Genomic DNA, 15,284 nt, shown 5'->3' with positions numbered 1-15,284 from the left:
GGCAATATGGTGGAGCCTGAAGATTACGGGGCGCGTGATCGCCCGCACATCTCCATCGACGCGTTTCGTGAGGCCGCGCAGTACGGTTATCCGTCGCGAGCGCAGCAGCGCAAGCCGCTGCGCGAAGACTATGGCGCGCACGCTGACTCGCTTCTCGATCAGCTGAGCAAGGCGCTGGGTGAGCTGCCCGTGGTCGCCGCGGACACGCGGCTGCCGGTCCAGGGACTCAAGCCGGGCACGATCGTCGAGGTGTCGACCGCGCCACCGCCCAATGGGTCGCGCTCCAAGGCGGCGAAGGTTCCGGCCGCGCTCGAGTTCCCCGGTCAGGATATCGTCCTGCTCCGCACCGAACGCCGGGATGATCGCACCGAGAGCGCGTTGCTGTTCGTTCCAGACGAGGCTCGCGGTTTCCTGCGCGATCGCATCGCAGCTTATGGCCGTGACCCGGGCAACGCGCGCCGGCCCGATGTCGAGCGGTTTGAGCCAGTCGAGACCATCGCCGCCGCGCCGGCGTGGACGCTCTTTGTCGGCCCGGTCGACTTCTCCGCGCCCGAAATCGTCTGGTGGGAGCTGTGGGTGCAGGGCGGCGCGGCGCGCGCCGAGCGCGTGGCTGTGCTTGCGCGCGGCGCGAACCTCGATGTACATGCCGATCGGCTGCTCTTCCCGGACACGACGGTGGTCTTCGTCCATGCTGCGGCGGCGGGCTTGCTGGCATTCGCCGAGCGCTTGCCGGGTGCTATCACCGAGGTCAGGCAGGCCACCGGCACGATCGAACCGTTCCTTGACCGCGGCGCGGGCGGTGTTGGGCAGCATGACTGGGTGGCCGAACTCGCAGAGCGAATCGTGCCGACGCCGGAAGACGCGCCGGTCGTGTGCGCGCTCGATACTGGGGTCGCGGGTGAGCACCCTCTCATCCAGCCAGGCCTGAAGGGCGCGTGGGCCTATGATGCGGCCTGGGGAACGGATGATCATGCGCCGTATGGCGGCCATGGCACGGCGATCGCTGGGCTGATCCTGCATGGCGATCTCGAGCCGCACATGAACAGTGTGGGACCAGTCGAACTCTACCACGGGGCGGAGTCGATGAAGCTCCTGCCGCCCGGCGGCTTTCCGGCGACCAAGCCGCCAAGCTATGGCGTGGTGACCCAAGGCGCTGTGGCCCTCGTCGAAGCCGAACGGCCGAACGTGGTCCGCAGCTTCTGCCTCGCCACTTCGGCGGCTGACTTTCCGCCGAGCCGTCCATCGAGCTGGAGCGGCGCTCTCGATCAGATCGCCGCGGGGTCGATGCCTGGGGATGAAGCCGATGACGTGCCGGCGGCAGGCGCGCCCAAACGGTTGGTGGTGGTTGCGACCGGCAACGTGCCGGGCGGCATGATGCTTGATGTCATCCCGTCGCAGCCGCTCGAAGATCCTTCCCAGAGCTGGAACGCGCTGACGATCGGTGGCTTCACGCAAAAGGAGCAGGCGCCGACACCCCCGCCCGCGCTGGCGCCGGTCGTGCCCGCGAACAACCGGAGCCCGTACAGTCGCGGCTCCCAGACACTTCCCGACGATCTAACGCCGATCAAGCCCGAGGTGCTGTTCGAGGCCGGCAACATGGTTTCCAACGCGACTGGCTTCTGCGCCTGGCATGAGGCCGTGTCACTGCTTGCCCCAGGCTCGGACGTGGCGACCGAGCCGCTCGTGCCGTTCTGCGCGACGAGCGCAGCGGCCGGTGTGGCGGGGAACTTCATCGGTCGGTTGCAGGCGAGCCTGCCTCATCTCTGGCCCGAGACGCATCGCGCACTGACCGTGGACTCCGCGGATTGGCCGCAGCCCATGCGCAAGCTGCTGATCGGCCGCGGCGCGCACTGGAAGACCGGATCTAAGGCGCAGAAACAGCAGGCGTTACGCGAAATAGGCTACGGTGTGCCAGACATCGGGCGCGCGATCTTGTCAGCGCGGAACAATGTTACGCTGATCGCCGAAGCCGAAATCCAGCCTTTCGCGCTCGGCGCGGACGGGCGAAGTGCTGTTTTCAACGAGATGCACTTCTACGACCTGCCCTGGCCCAAGGCGGCGCTGGAGCAGCTTGAGAACGAGATCGTCACGATGAAGGTGACGCTCTCCTACTTCGTCGAGCCCAACCTCACTGGTAAAGCTGCGACACGGCCCGACACCTATCGCTCGTTCGGGCTCCGGTTCGACATGAAGAGGCGGACGGAAACGAATGCAAAATTCCGCAGCCGCATCTCCTCAGCACAGGAGAAGGACGGCTCGGAAACCGAGGCCGAGACCAGCTGCTGGCTCCTCGGCCCTAAGGCCGTTCAGGCTGGCTCGCTGCATTGCGACCTGTGGCGTGGCCGGGCCATAGAGCTCGCCGGTCATGACGCGATCGCGGTCTAGCCTGTCGGCGGGTGGTGGAAGTCGCACTTTGGACAGCGGCGCTTCGCGGACAAGGGCAGATATGCCCTGGTCATCTCCTTGTCCGCTCAAGGACACGCCGTCGATCTGCATGCCGAGGTGTTGAACCTTGTTGAGGTGAAGGCGGCCGAGGTCCTGATCGGCTGATGCGTGGTCCTGACTCGGCCAACTGGTCCAGGCCGAGCGCAAATTTTCGGGCATCCTGAACTCTGACAGAGGGTGGATGCCATGCCTCGCAAACGCTTCACGAACGAACAGATCGCCTTCGCCCTCAGACAGGCGGAGAACGGCAGCACGGTGGACGAGATCTGCCGGAAGATGGGTGTGTCCGAGCCGACCTTTTACAAGTGGAAAAAACAGTTCGTCGGCATGGGCTTGCCGGAGATCCGGCGACTGAAGCAGCTGGAGGACGAGAACAGCAAGCTCAAGCGGCTGGTCGCCGACCTCACGCTGGATCGCTCGATGCTGCAGGACGTGCTCAAGCGAAAGTGGTGAGGCCCGCCGTTCGCCGCGAGGTCGCCGGTCACCTGCAGGTGGCCTACGGTATCAGCGAACGACGGGCCTGTCAGGCCACCGGCTTCGGCTGCTCATCTCAGCGCTACCCGCAGGCGGTCGGATCCGCAGGTGGCGCTGCGCAGGGGTTGAAGGAATTGGCGGCCACGCGGGTGCGCTACGGCTACCGGCGGCTGCAAATCCTGTTGCGACGGGAGGGCTGGGCCGTGAACCACAAGCGCACGTACCGGCTCTACCGGGACGAGGGCCTGTCGATCCGGCCCAAGCTGCCCAGGCAAAAACGGGCTTGGCGCTACCGGCAAGGACGTCCCGCAATTGGCGGTCCCAACGAGGTCTGGGCAATAGACTTCATGTCCGACCGTCTCTTCGACGGACGTCCGTTCCGGATCCTGACGGTCGTGGACTGCCACACGCGAGAGGCGCTCTCGCTGGCGCCGAGAGCCAACTTCCGGGCCTACCAGGTAGTCGAGGCACTCGACGCTCTGGTGAGGCTCCGCGGCCGGCCCAAGAGCCTACGGGTGGACAATGGGCCGGAGTTTGCCGGTCGTATGCTGGATCGATGGGTCTACCTGAATGGGGTAGAGCTCTACTTCTCTCGGCCCGGAAAACCGACCGATAATGCCTACATCGAGAACTTTAATGGCCGCCTCCGGGCAGAATGCCTGAATGCCTCATGGTTCCTGTCCCTGACTGATGCCCGCGAGCGCATCGAGGAATGGAGGCCCCACTACAACAAAGACCGGCCTAGACAGAAATATACTACCTAAAATTGATCACGACATCGTGAAGCAAATCGACGGGTTCGCCATCCTCCATGGCGAGCGCGTATCGAACCCCGCCGATGAGGTCGGCCCGTCCTCCGTCTGGTCCTAGCCCCGCGTAGCTGCTCCGAGTCGAAGACCGATCGGGTGAGAAGCGCGCATGGCTGCGTCGCGGTCCGTCCTACGGAGATGAACCCCCGACCAAGTTCAAGCCGCTTTTCGAGCTGGCCCGCTCAGGCGAACAGCAGGGCGATCGTCGTCATTGGCGAGAACGGCCGCCGCCCGCCGGCGTCCAAGGGCACGAAATCGTACGCACGGTAGAAAGCGGCTGCGCGGTCGTCCTTCGCATCCACGACGACCGCGAAGGTCGCGATGTCGCTGCGCAGCGCCCGGGCGCACGCGTCCAAAAGCATATGCTCCCCGAGGCGCCGACCGCGGTGACGGTGATCGACGGCGAGGCGTCCGAGCAAGGCCGCCGGGACCAGCGGATAGCGCGGGAGGCGCTTGATTAGGGATGCCGGCAAGTCGGCAAGCGCGATCTATGTCGCAGCGAGCGTATAGTAGGCGAGCGGGGTAGCGTCAGCCTCCACCAGGACGAAGCAGGAGGCCACCCGGCGCCGGGTCGCCTGTCCGGCTTGAGCGCGGAAGTGGCGGTCAAGCGGGTCTACGCCGGAGGTGAAGCCGGCGCGGTCTGATGATCGTCGAGCGGTTCGATCCGCAAGGGTCAGCGAGCGCTCGGCTCGCCCGTCTCCGACACGATGTAGCGTTGCGCCGCGGCCTGCAGACGCCCCCCGGGCTCGCGCGGGTTCAGAAGCGCCTCAGCGAACGCGCGGTTCTCCTCGGCGGTAAGCTTCACGGTCTGCAGGTCCTCAAGGGTGCGGGCGGCGGCTTCGTGAACGCTGGCGATCACGAAATCGGTCAACGTCCGGCCTTGAAGCTCGGCTGTGCGTTGGAACAGGTCCTTCTGATCGGAGGAGATGCGGGCTTCCAGCCGCTCTCTCCGGGCAGCCACGCGCCTCTTCACCGCCGAGTGCTTCGCGGCTATCGCGTTATTTCTCGTGACGCGTCCAATGTACGGCTGGCAGCCGGACATCGCAAGGGTCGGAGGCAGGCCATCGTCACGGTCCAGGCGCTTCGTGGGGCACCGTCTCGCCGCCTCGCTCGCCGCCTCGGCCGCGGCCGATGCGCCGGTCCGCCGGCGCTCGGCGGCGTGAGGGGGCGCCCTTCCGGCCCGCGGCGGCGATCCGCGGCGCCGACCCGCTTGACGCCCGCCCGCGACCCGCCTAGAAGCCGCCGGACCGGGCGCGTAGCTCAGCGGGAGAGCATTCGCTTCACACGCGAAGGGTCACAGGTTCAATCCCTGTCGCGCCCACCATTCCACCGGTTCCCATGGCGTCCCAGGACAGCGGCCGGCAGCCGGGCCCCGCCCTGACCGAGGATCCGGCCAGACGGACCCGGGTCGCGTGACCGAGACGCCCTTACCCTCACATCCCAGGCAGGACCGGGCGGCGCTCCTGGCCGCGTTCTACCAGTATCTCGGCGGCCGGCTCGACTCGGTCGCCCGCCGCTCCTCGCTGCTGATGGCGTTCCTGGCCTCGTTCCTCGGCTTCGCCGTCTCCCCGCTGATGCGCGGCGGCACCACGCCGATCCTGGAGAAGGCCGCCTTCGCGGCCTCCCACCCCTCCCTGTGGGCGGGAGTCGCCGGCATGGTCGTGCTGCTCTGGTCGGAACTCGCGCGGGTGCGCCGCTCCGCCGACCTGTTCAGCCGGATCGCCTTCGCGGAGGACGATCTGGCGGCGCTGCAGGAGCGCTTCGTCGCCTCCCCGATCGACACCCTGTTCCGGGAGGCGATCGCCAATCTGCGCGTCGTCGGGGGGCTGCTGCGGCGCAAGATCCGGCTCTACAATGCCGGCGTGGCGCTGTTCGTGCTCAGCGTGACCCTCTCCGTCATCGGCCTGTGAGCCGGCGCCGCCGGGCGGGGCCGCCCCGAGCGGCGGTCACGCCGCCGAGCGGCGGTCACGCCGCCGAGCGGGTGCGGGTGCGCAGGTGCTGCACGGCGTCGAACAGCGCGTCGAAATGGCCGATGACGAGGTCGGGGCCGAGATCCTCCACCGGCACGTCCGTGTAGCCGAAGGGCACCGCCACGACCGGGATGCCGGCCGCCTGCGCGGTCACGATGTCGGTGCGGGAATCCCCCACCATCACCGCCCGGGCCGGGTCGCCGCCCGCCCGCGCGATCGTCTCGGTGAGGTGGCGCGGGTCCGGCTTGAACCACGGGAAGGTGTCGCGCCCGCAGATCGCCGCGAAGCGGTCCGCGACGCCGAGCGCCCGCAGCAGCTCCACCGAATGCGCCTCCACCTTGTTGGTGCAGACCGCAAGCCGGTAGCCCGCCCCCGCCAGCCGGTCGAGCGCCGCCGCCGCGCCCGGGAACAGGAAGGAGCTCTCGCAGAGATGCGCGCCGTAATGGGCCAGGAAGACCCGGAACAGCGCCTCCAGCCGCTCCGGCGTCAGCTCCCGGCCCGCGGCCGCGAAGCCGCGCGCGAGCATCGCCTTGGCGCCCGCCCCGATCAGGTCCCGCGCCCGCCCCACATCCGCCGGCGGCAGGCCCTCGCGCGCCAGGATCACGTTGAGCGTGCCGATGAGGTCGCTCGCCGTCTCGGCGAGCGTGCCGTCGAGATCGAACACCACGATGGGCGCCAGGGAGAGGGGAGGGGACATGCGAACTCGCGGGGCTCTCAGGAACGCACCGGACCGCGCCGGTCCGGCCCGAAATGTGAGTCATCCTGCGGTAAAGGAATGATGCCGCACCGAAAACCCGTCCCCGGTCTCCTCCGGCCCGGCCGCGGGGCCCGCCTCTCTGGGAGCGCCTCGCCTTGCGGCCCATTCTCTTGGCCGGTGTGGCCGGAAGGACACCCGCCCGGCCGCTCGCCCGCCGGGAGTGGCCCCCGCCCGGCCGGCGCGATAAGGGAGGCCGCGCCGCGCCCCAGCACCACGCCGCGCGGCGTCCGGGATCGACCATGCTCCTCCTCCGCTCGCTGGCGTTCAACGTCGCCTTCTACGCCTTGACCGCCGCGATGCTGATCGGCGGGCTCTTCTGCCTCGTCTCCCGCCGCCTCGTGCTGCGCCTCGCCCAGACCTGGGCCCGGGTGACCCTGTGGCTGCTGGAACGGATCGTCGGCATCCGGGTCGAGTTCCGCGGCCTGGAGCACATCCCGCCGGGCGGGATCATCGTCGCGGCCAAGCACCAATCGGCGCTGGAGACCATCGCGCTCACGACGGTCCTGCCGAACTTCACCTACATCCTGAAGCGCGAATTGCTCTGGCTGCCCCTGTTCGGCTGGTACCTCTCCCGCGGCGAGATGGTGCCGATCGACCGCCGGAAGGGCTCGCGGGCGCTCGCCCTGATGAGCGAGGAGGCGGCCGGCGCCATGGCGCAGGGGCGCCAGCTGATCATCTTCCCGGAAGGCACCCGCCGCCCGCCCGGCGCCCCGCCCGCCTACAAGTTCGGGGTGGCGCATCTCTACGACCGCCTCGCCGTGCCCTGCCTGCCCGTCGCCCTCAACACCGGGCTGGTCTGGCCGCGCAACAGCCTGCACCGCCACCCGGGCACCGCCGTGATCGCCTTCCTGCCGCCGATCCCGCCCGGGATCGTGCGCGAGACTGCCTTCGCGCTGATCCAGGAGCGGATCGAGACCGCCTCCGCGGCGCTCCTCGCGGACACCTCGCGCAGAGGCGGCGAGGTCCCCGCATGACAATTCCGTAATGTCGGAACGCCCTGGCCGGCAGCGACATTCATGCATGTTCGCCCCATGAGGGGCGGAATCATGCGAGACGGCTTGACTGATCGCGATCCGGCTCCGGCCGCGTCGGTGCGGCGGGGTTTCGGATCCTCGACAGGAGGAGACGATGCGCTGGAAACTGGCAGGTGCGGCGGCTCTCGCCTTGGGAACGCTGGTCGGCACCGGGACCGTGGCCGAGGCCCGCGACGGCTGCGGTCCGGGCTTTCACCGGGACTTCTACGGCTTCTGCCGCCCGAACTTCTACGGGCCGCGCTTCTACGGGCCGGTCGTCTATGGCGGCCCGCGCTGGCACCGCGTCGGCTGGTACCGGCCCTACTGGCACCGGGCAGGGTGGTACGGCGGCTGGCATCGGCCCTACTGGCATCGGCCCTACTGGCACGGGGCCGGGTTCTACCACCGCCCGTGGGGCTGGCACGGCGGCTGGCGCCATGCCGGCTGGCATCACCGCTGGTGACCTGAGCGGGTCCGGGGCCGCGAGGCCCCGGGCCGTCGCCCGCCGAGGCCGGCGACCTCGCCCCCGCGGCGGCGTCGCCCCGCCCCCGCATTGCGCGCCCGTCCGCCGCTCCCCATCTCTCGAGGCGACCGCGCGACGCTTGACCCGCGTCGCGCGCCACGGTTAGGATAGAACAAATGGCGAACAGACGAGCCCTGTCCTGGTCGGCGGCGATGCGGGACATCGAGACGGATCGGTCGAGGAGGTCGGAGGTGCGCGAGGAGCGGTTGAGAGCGGCGTCGTCCCTGCGGGGCACCCCGGCCCTGAGCCTGAGCGCGTGGCGGGGGCGGTCGGGCCGCCGCTACGTGGTCGGCATCCACGACCTCGACGCGGACGCGGCCGAGATCGGCGAGGCCGTGGTGCTGGCCGTGCGCCGGGACCGGGAGGGGCTGGCGGAGCTCCTCGACGTGGCGACCACCGAGGACAGCCCGCGCGAGCGGCTGCGCGGCTTCGTCGCCCGGGTGCGCTCCCGGGGCGCGAACGAGATGCACGTCCACCGCCTCGCCGAGAGCGAGGCGGAGCGCCGCGCCGTGGTGGAGGATCTCGGCGGCGCCGCCGTCAGTAGATCGGTCCGGACGACCAAGCGGGAGAATTGAGCGGCAGCGGCGCGGAAATCGCCCGCGCCGCCGGGCCGAAGCCCGGCGCCACGGGCGGCTCCTGCGCGGCGGCGCTGCGGGTCGGCGCCGGCCGCGGCGCGTAGGCCTGCACGGGCGGGGGGGCCGGCGCGCGGACGACGCGGGTCTGGCCCGGGCTCTCGCGCCGGCTCATCGGCGACACGCCGTAGGGATCGTCCTCCTCGACGTCGATCGGCGCCGGATCGGGCGCGGGCTGCCACGCCGGCGGCTTCTTGCGGATCGGCGACAGGGGCGAGCCGGGCGGCGGCAGCTGCGACTGGAACTTGATCAGGGGCTTGCAGATCCGCCGCAGCCCGCGCGGGTCGTGGCGGGCGAGGTCGAGGTGCAGGTGGTCGTAGTGGTAGACGTTCGACCCCGGCGCCAGCACCGTGGTGAAGTGGTTGCAGGCCCCCAGGAAGACCTCGCGCAGGAAGCCCTGCTCGGCCTCGCTGCCGCGCCAGCCGCCCTTCACCGTCACGACGGAACCGTCCGCGAGCCGGAAGGACATCACGTCGACCGCGTTGCCGAAGGAATGCTCCGAGAGCTTCGCACCGACCTGATTGTTGCGGCCGCGGCAGGAATAGGAGCCGGAATTGATCTCCACCACCGGCTGGCCGAAATACAGCTGCGCGGCCGGCTGAACCGTGCCGGCGAGCCACGCCTCCACCTCCGGGATCATCGGGCAGGCGAGCGTCATGCGCTGCTTGAGCGCGACCGTGCCGCCCGCGAGCCGGGTGACGCGGAACGGATGCACCATCCCGCAGATTCCCGGCCCGTCGATCTCCTTCACGGGGACGATGTCCTCGGTCGGCTTGACGAGGCCGCGGGCGAGGCAGGCCTCCTCGGCCTCCGTACGCCAGGGTTCGCGCTGCTCAAAGGGTTTGAGCGCGCATCCGGTGAGCCCCAGGCTGAAGAGCGTGAAGGCTGAGAACGCAACGAGGCCACGACGCATGCCGGGAGATTGCGCGCAGCGGCGTTAACGCGGGGTCAAGGCCGGCGCGGTCCGGCTGGCTCGGATCGGGGCAGGCCCGGCGAAGCAAGCGGGGGCCGCCCGGGATCGTCCGCGTCCCCCCGCCGGAGGCGCCCATGCCCGACGGAGAGGGCGAGGATCGGGCCGAGGGTTTGGCCGGGGCGCGCGTCGGGACGAGCCCGACGCCGCCGAACCGGCGACCGCTTCGGCGAATTTCGGCGAATGCTGCTCATCCGCCAGCCGGTTGATTGCTTCGCCATCTCCCATTTCGGGAATGCGGATGTCGGCTTCGCTCAGGCGCCGCGCAGGCTCGTGATCCGGGACCCGCTTTGATCAAGCGGGTCCCGGATCAGACGGCCGCCGCGTGACGCTCCGGCGCCGGCACGAGGTGCCGGTCGAAGACCGCGCAGACGCCGCGCACGAAGGAGCGGCCCGTCTCGGTCACGGCGATGCCGTCGAGGGAATCGGGCCCGGTGCCGCTCGCGAACAGCCGCACGAGGCCGTCGCGGGCGAACTCCTCCAGGCGGGCCCGCATCGTGCCCGAGACCAGGGCCGGGACGCTCGTGTCGTGCAGCGCGCAGAGCCGGCGCAGGTCGACCGCGAAGTCGCACATCAGCCGCTCGATCACGGCGCCGCGCAGGCGGTCGGCGGCGCCGACCGCGAGCCCGCGGGCGGTGGGCAGGTCGCCGGCCAGGATCCGCTCGCGCCACGCGGGCACGCCCGCGTGGTTCTGCGCGTAGCCGGCCGGAAGATGGCTGATCGCCGAGGCGCCGAAGCCGATCACGGTCTCGGCCGCATCCTCCGTATAGCCCTGGAAGTTGCGCCGCAGGCGGCCCGCCGCGGCGACCTCCGCCAGGGCGTCGTCCGGCCAGGCGAAGTGGTCGAGGCCGATGCGCACGTAGCCGAGATCCTGCAGGCGGGCGGCGGCCTCCCGCTGCTGCTCCAGCCGCCCCACCGGTCCCGGCAGGGCGTGGTCGGGGATCAGGCGCTGAGCCGGCTTCATCCAGGGCACGTGCGCGTAGCCGAACAGGGCGATCCGCTCCGGCCGCAGCGCCGCGACCTGGTCGATGGTGGAGAGGAGCCCCTTGGTGGTCTGATGGGGCAGCCCGTACATCAGGTCGAGGTTGATCGAGCCCACGCCCGCCCGGCGCAGATGCTCGACCGACCACGCCACCATCGAGAAGGGCTGGCGGCGGTTGATGGCCGCCTGCACCTGCGGGTCGAGGTCCTGCACGCCGAGGCTCGCCCGGTTGAGGCCGAGGCCGCAGGCGGTCGTGATCCAGGCCTCGGTGAGGAGGCGCGGGTCGAGTTCCGCCGCGAAGGCCGTGTCCGGCGACAGGGTGAAATGCCGGCGCAGGGCCTCGACCACGGCGGCGAGGTCGCCGGGCGCGAGCAGGTTGGGCGTGCCGCCGCCGAAATGCACGGCCCCGGCGGCGAGCCGGGCCGGCAGGGCCTCGGCGACGAGGCCGATCTCCCGGGTCAGCGTCGCGACGTAATCCTCGATCGGCCCGCGCCGATGGACCACGCTGGTGTGGCAGCCGCAGTACCAGCAGAGCTGGTCGCAGAAGGGCACGTGGAGATAGAGCGAGACCGGCTCGGCCGGCGGGAGGGCGGCGAGCCAGGCGGCGTGCTCGGCCGGTCCCGTCGCGCCCGTGAACTGGGCCGCGGTCGGGTAGGAGGTGTAGCGCGGGACCGGCTGCCCGTAGCGCGCGACGAGGGCCGCCGCGCGAACCGGCTCGAGCCGGGCGCAATCCGGCTTCGCCCGGCAATGCGGAAGCTCGATCGGCGTGCCCTCGCAGCCCGTGCCATCCTGCGCGTCCATGGCCGCTCCCCTTCCTGGCATTCCCTCGGTGCGCCACGATGACGGGGCGGGACGGCGGATGCCCTGATTCAGATCAAGACCCTGCCGGCGGACGGCCCGCGCGACGCGCCCCGCCGGGCGCCTTGAGTGCAGGGCGGCTTGAGTGCAGGGCGGCTTGAGTGCAGGGCGGCTTGAGTGCAGGGCGGCTTGGGTGCAGGGCGGCTTGAGTGCAGGGCGGTTCGGCCGGCTTCAGGGGCCGGCCGGCGCGTCGAAGGCGACCGAGGCGCAGCCGAGCCGCCCGGCGAGGTGCGTCGCGCAGGATCGCAGCGCCGTCTCGACGCGCGGCCCGCCGAGATGGGCGGCGACGACGTCGCGCACGCGCAGCACTTTCTGGGGCGAGGGCGCGCCGAGGCCGTGCAGGCGCGGCGCGTCGTCCACGGCGTAGCAGAATACCGCGTGGGCGTAGCCGCGCACGTCCTCCAGCATCATCAGCCCGGCGCGCCCGGGCGCCCGGCGGCGATAGTGCCGCACCAGCGCGGCCCAGCGCCGCGCATCGGCCCCCGGCTCGCAGAGACGGACCAGGGCGAAGGCCCGCCGCAGGGCCTGCCCGCCGGTCGCCTCCGAGTCGCACAGGAGACGCGCCGAGAAATGGTCGTCGATCTCCACTCGGTCACTCCGGCCACCCGCGAAGGCCATGATTGTCGGGCGGTTCAGGCGGTCGCGTCCTTGACCAGGATCAAGCCCGGCATCGCTGGGGCAGTGCTGCCGCGCGAGCATGCGACGCGCCGTCGGGGGAGTGACGCGGTGAGGCTTGCTCATGCTACAACTCCACGACGGGACCGTCATCCGTGCCACCGACTCGCGAGATTCAATGTCGGCGAACGCCTTTCCGCCCTCGCCTGCCGAATGTCCCGGCTGGACCGAAGGAGCGACCTGTCCGCAGGGCCGCCTCGACACGCGCTGCGCCGCCTGCCGGGTGCGCAGCGTCAGCATCTGCGCCGCCCTGGACGCGGGAGAACTCGACCTCCTCGAAGCGCTGGCCGCCGACGCCGATTTCGCCGCCAAGGCGGCGATCGCCATGCAGGGCGACCCGGCGACGCATGTCTACAACATCACCGAGGGCACGGTGCGCCTCTACCGCCTGCTCGCGGACGGGCGCCGCCAGATCATCGGCTTCCTCCTGCCGGGCGATTTCATGGGGCTCGCCCTCTCGGACCGCTACGCCTTCTCGGCCGACGCGGTGGAGCCGGTCGCGGCCTGCCGGTTCGACCGCGCCGCCTTCACGCAGCTCGTCGACGACAAGCCGCACCTGCTGCGTCGGCTGCACGAGGCGGCGACCCACGAATTGTCCCTGGCCCAGGACCACATGGTGCTGCTCGGCCGCCGGACCGCGGAGGAGAAGGTGGCGGCCTTCCTGGTCGCCCTGCGCGAGCGGCTCTGCCGCCTCGGACGCAGGGGCGTGACGCTCGCCCTGCCGATGACCCGCCAGGACATCGCCGATTACCTCGGCCTGACCCTGGAGACGGTGAGCCGGACCTTCTCGAAGCTCGCCCGCGACCGGGTGATCCTGATCGTCCCGGACGGGGTACGGGTGCTGGACCGCGACCGCCTCCAGGCGATCGCCGCCGCCTGAGCGGGCGGCGTCGGCGGCCGGCCGGCGGGGAAGCCCGGGCCCGGCGCGCGCCTGCGCCATCCGGTTGATGGCTTCGCCATCTCCCATTTCGGCAATGCGGCTGTCGGCGTCGCTCAGGCGCCGCGCCGGGACCGCAGGGCGAACGCGGCCGTCGCGCCGAGGGCGAGCGTCGCCAGGGCGAGCCCCGGCAGGAAACCTGCCGGCCGGTAGCGCAGCGTCAGCACGCCCGGCCCGGCCGGGACCACCGCCGCGCACAGGATGCCGTTCACGATCTCGACGGCGAGGGGCTGCCCGTTCCAGCTGGCCTCGTAGCCCGGGTACCAGGCCCGCGCCCAGACCACGCGCCCGCCCTCGCCCCGCATCTCGTACCGGCCCTCGCGGGCGCCCTCGGAGGCGGCGGTGAGCACCGTCCCGGCGGGCAGGCGCGAGAGGGTGCCGGGCAGGTCCCCCGCGCCGGCCCGCTCGAACACGCTGCCTCCCTCGACCGGCCGCCGCGTCCAGCCGGGCCCGGCGAAGGCCGCGAAGGCGTCCGCCCGGGCGCCGGCCTGCGCGGTCACGCGGGTCACCCGGGCGAGATCGAGGGTGCTGCCCCCGCTCACCGGATCGGGGCGGGTCCAGAGATCGACCACCTCCGGACAGCTCGCCCCGATATAGTCGAGGCAGAGGTCGTCGAAGCCCTTGGCCCGCATCGGCGAGTAGCCGGCGATCGAGGCCGAGGCGGTGAGCAGGCCCATATTGCCGTGCGGGAAGACCCGGAACAGGCCGGACGGGGTGCCGCCGACCTCGCGATGCGTGAAGAGCGGCCGCTCGAACAGCAGCAGCGCCGCGTCGCCGTTCCGCAGCGGCTCGCCCTGGTAGGCCTCCCGGCTCGCGGGCGGAGTCCACTCCGGCACGAGTCCGTTATGCGGGAAGACGCGCGTCAGCAGCGCGAACAGGACGACGTGGCTGATCCCGATCGCCAGGAGCCCCGCCCGGGTCCGCGGGCCGCCCGCCCGCAGCACCGCCAGCGCCGCCGCCAGGACCACGAGCGCGAAGACGAGATTGAGCTTGGCGAGGGCCACGGACTGGAAGGACGCGATCACCGCGGTCGCCAGGACCAGGATCACGGTCGGGCTGGAGGACCAGCGGTGACCGGGCTGGGCCAGGAACCACGCGGCGACCACCGCGCAGCCGATCTGGAAATAGGGCAGGAAGCGGAAGGTCCAGCGCAGCTGCGAGACGCCCGGGGCCGTCGCCAGCAGGCCGAGCGCCAGGGTCACGGCGAGCAGGATGGCGGCGCCGGTCCCCGCCGGCGTCCTCAGGCGGCTCCAGCTGCCATGGAGCAGCGCGACCGGGATCCACCAGCCGACGTAGTGCATCGGCGGGGAGGCGACGATCTCGGGTCCCCAGAAGCTGACCCAGATCTGCGGGAAGAGCGGCGCCCCGATGGCGAGGAGCGTCGGCAGGGGCGCCTGCAGCATGTGCGGGTAGAAGGCCTCGGCGACCCGCGCGGTGCTGCCGATGGCGGCCGCGAGCGGCATCCAGGCCGGGGCGGCGAGGGCGAAGCCGAGGCCGGCCGCCAGCACGACCCGGGCGCAGGAGCGGAGCCCCGCGCCGCTCTGCAGCACGATCAGCACGCCGGTGCCGATCCCGGCGAGCAGGGCCGCGTCCGCGAAGGGCCAGCCGCTCGCCACCACGAGGAAGACGGCGAGCGCCGCGGGGGCGACGAAGCGGGCCTCCTCCCGCGCCCGCATCAGGAGCGCGGCCGCGAAGCCGAGCCAGGCCGTGCTGACGAGGCCCGGGACCCAGGTGGAGGCGCCCCAGTAGATCATCCCCAGGCAGGTGGCGCCGGTCAGGCCGGCCAGCACCGCGAAGGGGCGCGCGGTGCCGACGCTGCGCGCCAGGGCGTAGAGGCCCGCGCCGAGCAGGCCCAGATGCGTGAGGGCGTAGAAGGCGGCGGCGCGATCGAGGCGCTCGAAGCCGTCGAGCAGGAGGTAGAGCAGCAGGCAGACCGGATTGAGGAGCGCGTACTGGTACTCGGCGAGGAGCGAGCCGCCCTGGAACAGGCGGGGCGTCAGGACCGGCCATTCCCCGGCCTTGATCAGCCGGGCGATCTCGAGGAAGCCCGGGAGGAAGTAGGTCTGGCAATCGTCGGTGAAGTAGAAGCCCGGATCGTGCAGCAGGGGGAGCGCCCCGGTCGCGGCCGCCAGCAGGCCGGCGAGCACGGCGCCGCCGAGCTCCGCCCGGATCCCGGCCCGCCGCGCGGGGAGGGGGATGGCGGCCGGCGGCGCGCCGGCCAGGAGGCTGCCCTGCATCC

General features: G+C 71.3%; 15 protein-coding genes and 1 tRNA gene. 9 read left to right on the top strand and 7 right to left on the bottom strand.

What is annotated here, in order from left to right; genetic code table 11:
* Positions 1–6: 6 nt before the first annotated feature.
* From QA634_RS04780 to QA634_RS04775, 3 genes are all read left to right on the top strand, one after another.
* Positions 7–2,385: a S8 family peptidase gene (locus QA634_RS04780; RefSeq protein ID WP_265576529.1), complete on the top strand. Its 2,379-nt coding sequence runs from the start codon at positions 7–9 to the stop codon at positions 2,383–2,385.
* A 246-nt stretch (positions 2,386–2,631) separates the two neighbouring features.
* Positions 2,632–2,898, top strand: coding sequence for a transposase (locus tag QA634_RS35745; RefSeq protein ID WP_012330924.1), 267 nt, complete (start codon positions 2,632–2,634; stop codon positions 2,896–2,898).
* A complete protein-coding gene (locus tag QA634_RS04775; RefSeq protein WP_415926900.1) occupies positions 2,895–3,683 on the top strand; it encodes an IS3 family transposase in 789 nt (262 codons plus the stop codon). The genes QA634_RS35745 and QA634_RS04775 overlap by 4 nt, the downstream gene beginning before the upstream one ends.
* A 227-nt stretch (positions 3,684–3,910) precedes the next feature.
* Here the strand turns inward: QA634_RS04775 and QA634_RS04770 are convergent, their stop codons facing one another.
* Positions 3,911–4,090 (bottom strand): hypothetical protein, encoded by a 180-nt coding sequence (locus QA634_RS04770; protein WP_415926899.1) that lies wholly within the window; start codon positions 4,088–4,090, stop codon positions 3,911–3,913.
* A 311-nt stretch (positions 4,091–4,401) separates the two neighbouring features.
* A complete protein-coding gene (locus QA634_RS04765; RefSeq protein WP_265576527.1) occupies positions 4,402–4,689 on the bottom strand; it encodes a type II toxin-antitoxin system TacA family antitoxin in 288 nt (95 codons plus the stop codon).
* Between the two features lie 288 nt (positions 4,690–4,977).
* Between QA634_RS04765 and QA634_RS04760 the strand changes: the two genes are divergently transcribed.
* Together QA634_RS04760 and QA634_RS04755 are read left to right on the top strand one after the other, a co-directional pair.
* Positions 4,978–5,052 (top strand) — tRNA-Val (locus QA634_RS04760).
* Between the two features lie 88 nt (positions 5,053–5,140).
* The gene (locus QA634_RS04755) at positions 5,141–5,638 is read left to right on the top strand and encodes a hypothetical protein (RefSeq protein ID WP_012330921.1); all 498 of its coding nucleotides are present in this window, start codon (positions 5,141–5,143) and stop codon (positions 5,636–5,638) included.
* 55 nt (positions 5,639–5,693) lie between these two features.
* On the opposite strand, the gene QA634_RS04750 is transcribed toward QA634_RS04755, so the two are convergent.
* Positions 5,694–6,395 (bottom strand): HAD family hydrolase, encoded by a 702-nt coding sequence (locus tag QA634_RS04750; RefSeq protein WP_012330920.1) that lies wholly within the window; start codon positions 6,393–6,395, stop codon positions 5,694–5,696.
* A 299-nt stretch (positions 6,396–6,694) separates the two neighbouring features.
* Between QA634_RS04750 and QA634_RS04745 the strand changes: the two genes are divergently transcribed.
* From QA634_RS04745 to QA634_RS04735, 3 genes are all read left to right on the top strand, one after another.
* Positions 6,695–7,429 carry a lysophospholipid acyltransferase family protein gene (locus QA634_RS04745; RefSeq protein WP_012330919.1) on the top strand — a complete coding sequence of 245 codons (735 nt, stop codon included), beginning with the start codon at positions 6,695–6,697 and terminating at the stop codon, positions 7,427–7,429.
* A gap of 154 nt (positions 7,430–7,583) precedes the next feature.
* Positions 7,584–7,931, top strand: a complete 348-nt coding sequence (locus tag QA634_RS04740) for a GCG_CRPN prefix-to-repeats domain-containing protein (protein WP_012330918.1) — start codon at positions 7,584–7,586, stop codon at positions 7,929–7,931.
* Positions 7,932–8,107: 176 nt separating this feature from the next.
* On the top strand, positions 8,108–8,566 hold the full coding sequence (locus QA634_RS04735) for a hypothetical protein (RefSeq protein WP_012330917.1): 459 nt from the start codon (positions 8,108–8,110) through the stop codon (positions 8,564–8,566).
* On the opposite strand, the gene QA634_RS04730 is transcribed toward QA634_RS04735, so the two are convergent.
* The 3 genes from QA634_RS04730 to QA634_RS04720 form a co-directional block, all read right to left on the bottom strand.
* A complete protein-coding gene (locus QA634_RS04730) occupies positions 8,529–9,536 on the bottom strand; it encodes an extensin-like domain-containing protein (RefSeq protein WP_012330916.1) in 1,008 nt (335 codons plus the stop codon). The genes QA634_RS04735 and QA634_RS04730 overlap by 38 nt on opposite strands.
* A 367-nt stretch (positions 9,537–9,903) precedes the next feature.
* The gene (gene hemN, locus QA634_RS04725) at positions 9,904–11,376 is read right to left on the bottom strand and encodes an oxygen-independent coproporphyrinogen III oxidase (RefSeq protein WP_012330914.1); all 1,473 of its coding nucleotides are present in this window, start codon (positions 11,374–11,376) and stop codon (positions 9,904–9,906) included.
* Positions 11,377–11,604: 228 nt separating this feature from the next.
* Positions 11,605–12,021 carry a hypothetical protein gene (locus QA634_RS04720; protein ID WP_012330913.1) on the bottom strand — a complete coding sequence of 139 codons (417 nt, stop codon included), beginning with the start codon at positions 12,019–12,021 and terminating at the stop codon, positions 11,605–11,607.
* 205 nt (positions 12,022–12,226) lie between these two features.
* Between QA634_RS04720 and QA634_RS04715 the strand changes: the two genes are divergently transcribed.
* Entirely contained in the window at positions 12,227–12,988 is a 762-nt protein-coding gene (locus QA634_RS04715; RefSeq protein ID WP_012330912.1) for a helix-turn-helix domain-containing protein, read from the top strand.
* Positions 12,989–13,101: 113 nt separating this feature from the next.
* On the opposite strand, the gene QA634_RS04710 is transcribed toward QA634_RS04715, so the two are convergent.
* Positions 13,102–15,282, bottom strand: a complete 2,181-nt coding sequence (locus QA634_RS04710) for a hypothetical protein (protein ID WP_012330911.1) — start codon at positions 15,280–15,282, stop codon at positions 13,102–13,104.
* Between the last annotated feature and the right edge of the window lie 2 nt (positions 15,283–15,284).

The organism is Methylobacterium sp. CB376 (assembly GCF_029714205.1).
GTDB lineage: Bacteria > Pseudomonadota > Alphaproteobacteria > Rhizobiales > Beijerinckiaceae > Methylobacterium.
Note: the sequence above shows the minus strand (reverse complement) of the source record. Positions and strands in the feature narration are given on the sequence as shown.

What these genes read in the sequence shown, in the direction of transcription:
- QA634_RS04780 (WP_265576529.1), top strand. Translation starts at nt 7, where the DNA reads ATGGTGGAGCCTGAAGATTACGGGGCGCGTGATCGCCCGCACATCTCC.
- QA634_RS35745 (WP_012330924.1), top strand. Translation starts at nt 2,632, where the DNA reads ATGCCTCGCAAACGCTTCACGAACGAACAGATCGCCTTCGCCCTCAGA.
- QA634_RS04770 (WP_415926899.1), bottom strand. Translation starts at nt 4,090, where the DNA reads ATGCTTTTGGACGCGTGCGCCCGGGCGCTGCGCAGCGACATCGCGACC.
- QA634_RS04750 (WP_012330920.1), bottom strand. Translation starts at nt 6,395, where the DNA reads ATGTCCCCTCCCCTCTCCCTGGCGCCCATCGTGGTGTTCGATCTCGAC.
- QA634_RS04745 (WP_012330919.1), top strand. Translation starts at nt 6,695, where the DNA reads ATGCTCCTCCTCCGCTCGCTGGCGTTCAACGTCGCCTTCTACGCCTTG.
- QA634_RS04740 (WP_012330918.1), top strand. Translation starts at nt 7,584, where the DNA reads ATGCGCTGGAAACTGGCAGGTGCGGCGGCTCTCGCCTTGGGAACGCTG.
- QA634_RS04735 (WP_012330917.1), top strand. Translation starts at nt 8,108, where the DNA reads ATGGCGAACAGACGAGCCCTGTCCTGGTCGGCGGCGATGCGGGACATC.
- QA634_RS04730 (WP_012330916.1), bottom strand. Translation starts at nt 9,536, where the DNA reads ATGCGTCGTGGCCTCGTTGCGTTCTCAGCCTTCACGCTCTTCAGCCTG.
- hemN (WP_012330914.1), bottom strand. Translation starts at nt 11,376, where the DNA reads ATGGACGCGCAGGATGGCACGGGCTGCGAGGGCACGCCGATCGAGCTT.
- QA634_RS04715 (WP_012330912.1), top strand. Translation starts at nt 12,227, where the DNA reads ATGTCGGCGAACGCCTTTCCGCCCTCGCCTGCCGAATGTCCCGGCTGG.
- QA634_RS04710 (WP_012330911.1), bottom strand. Translation starts at nt 15,282, where the DNA reads ATGCAGGGCAGCCTCCTGGCCGGCGCGCCGCCGGCCGCCATCCCCCTC.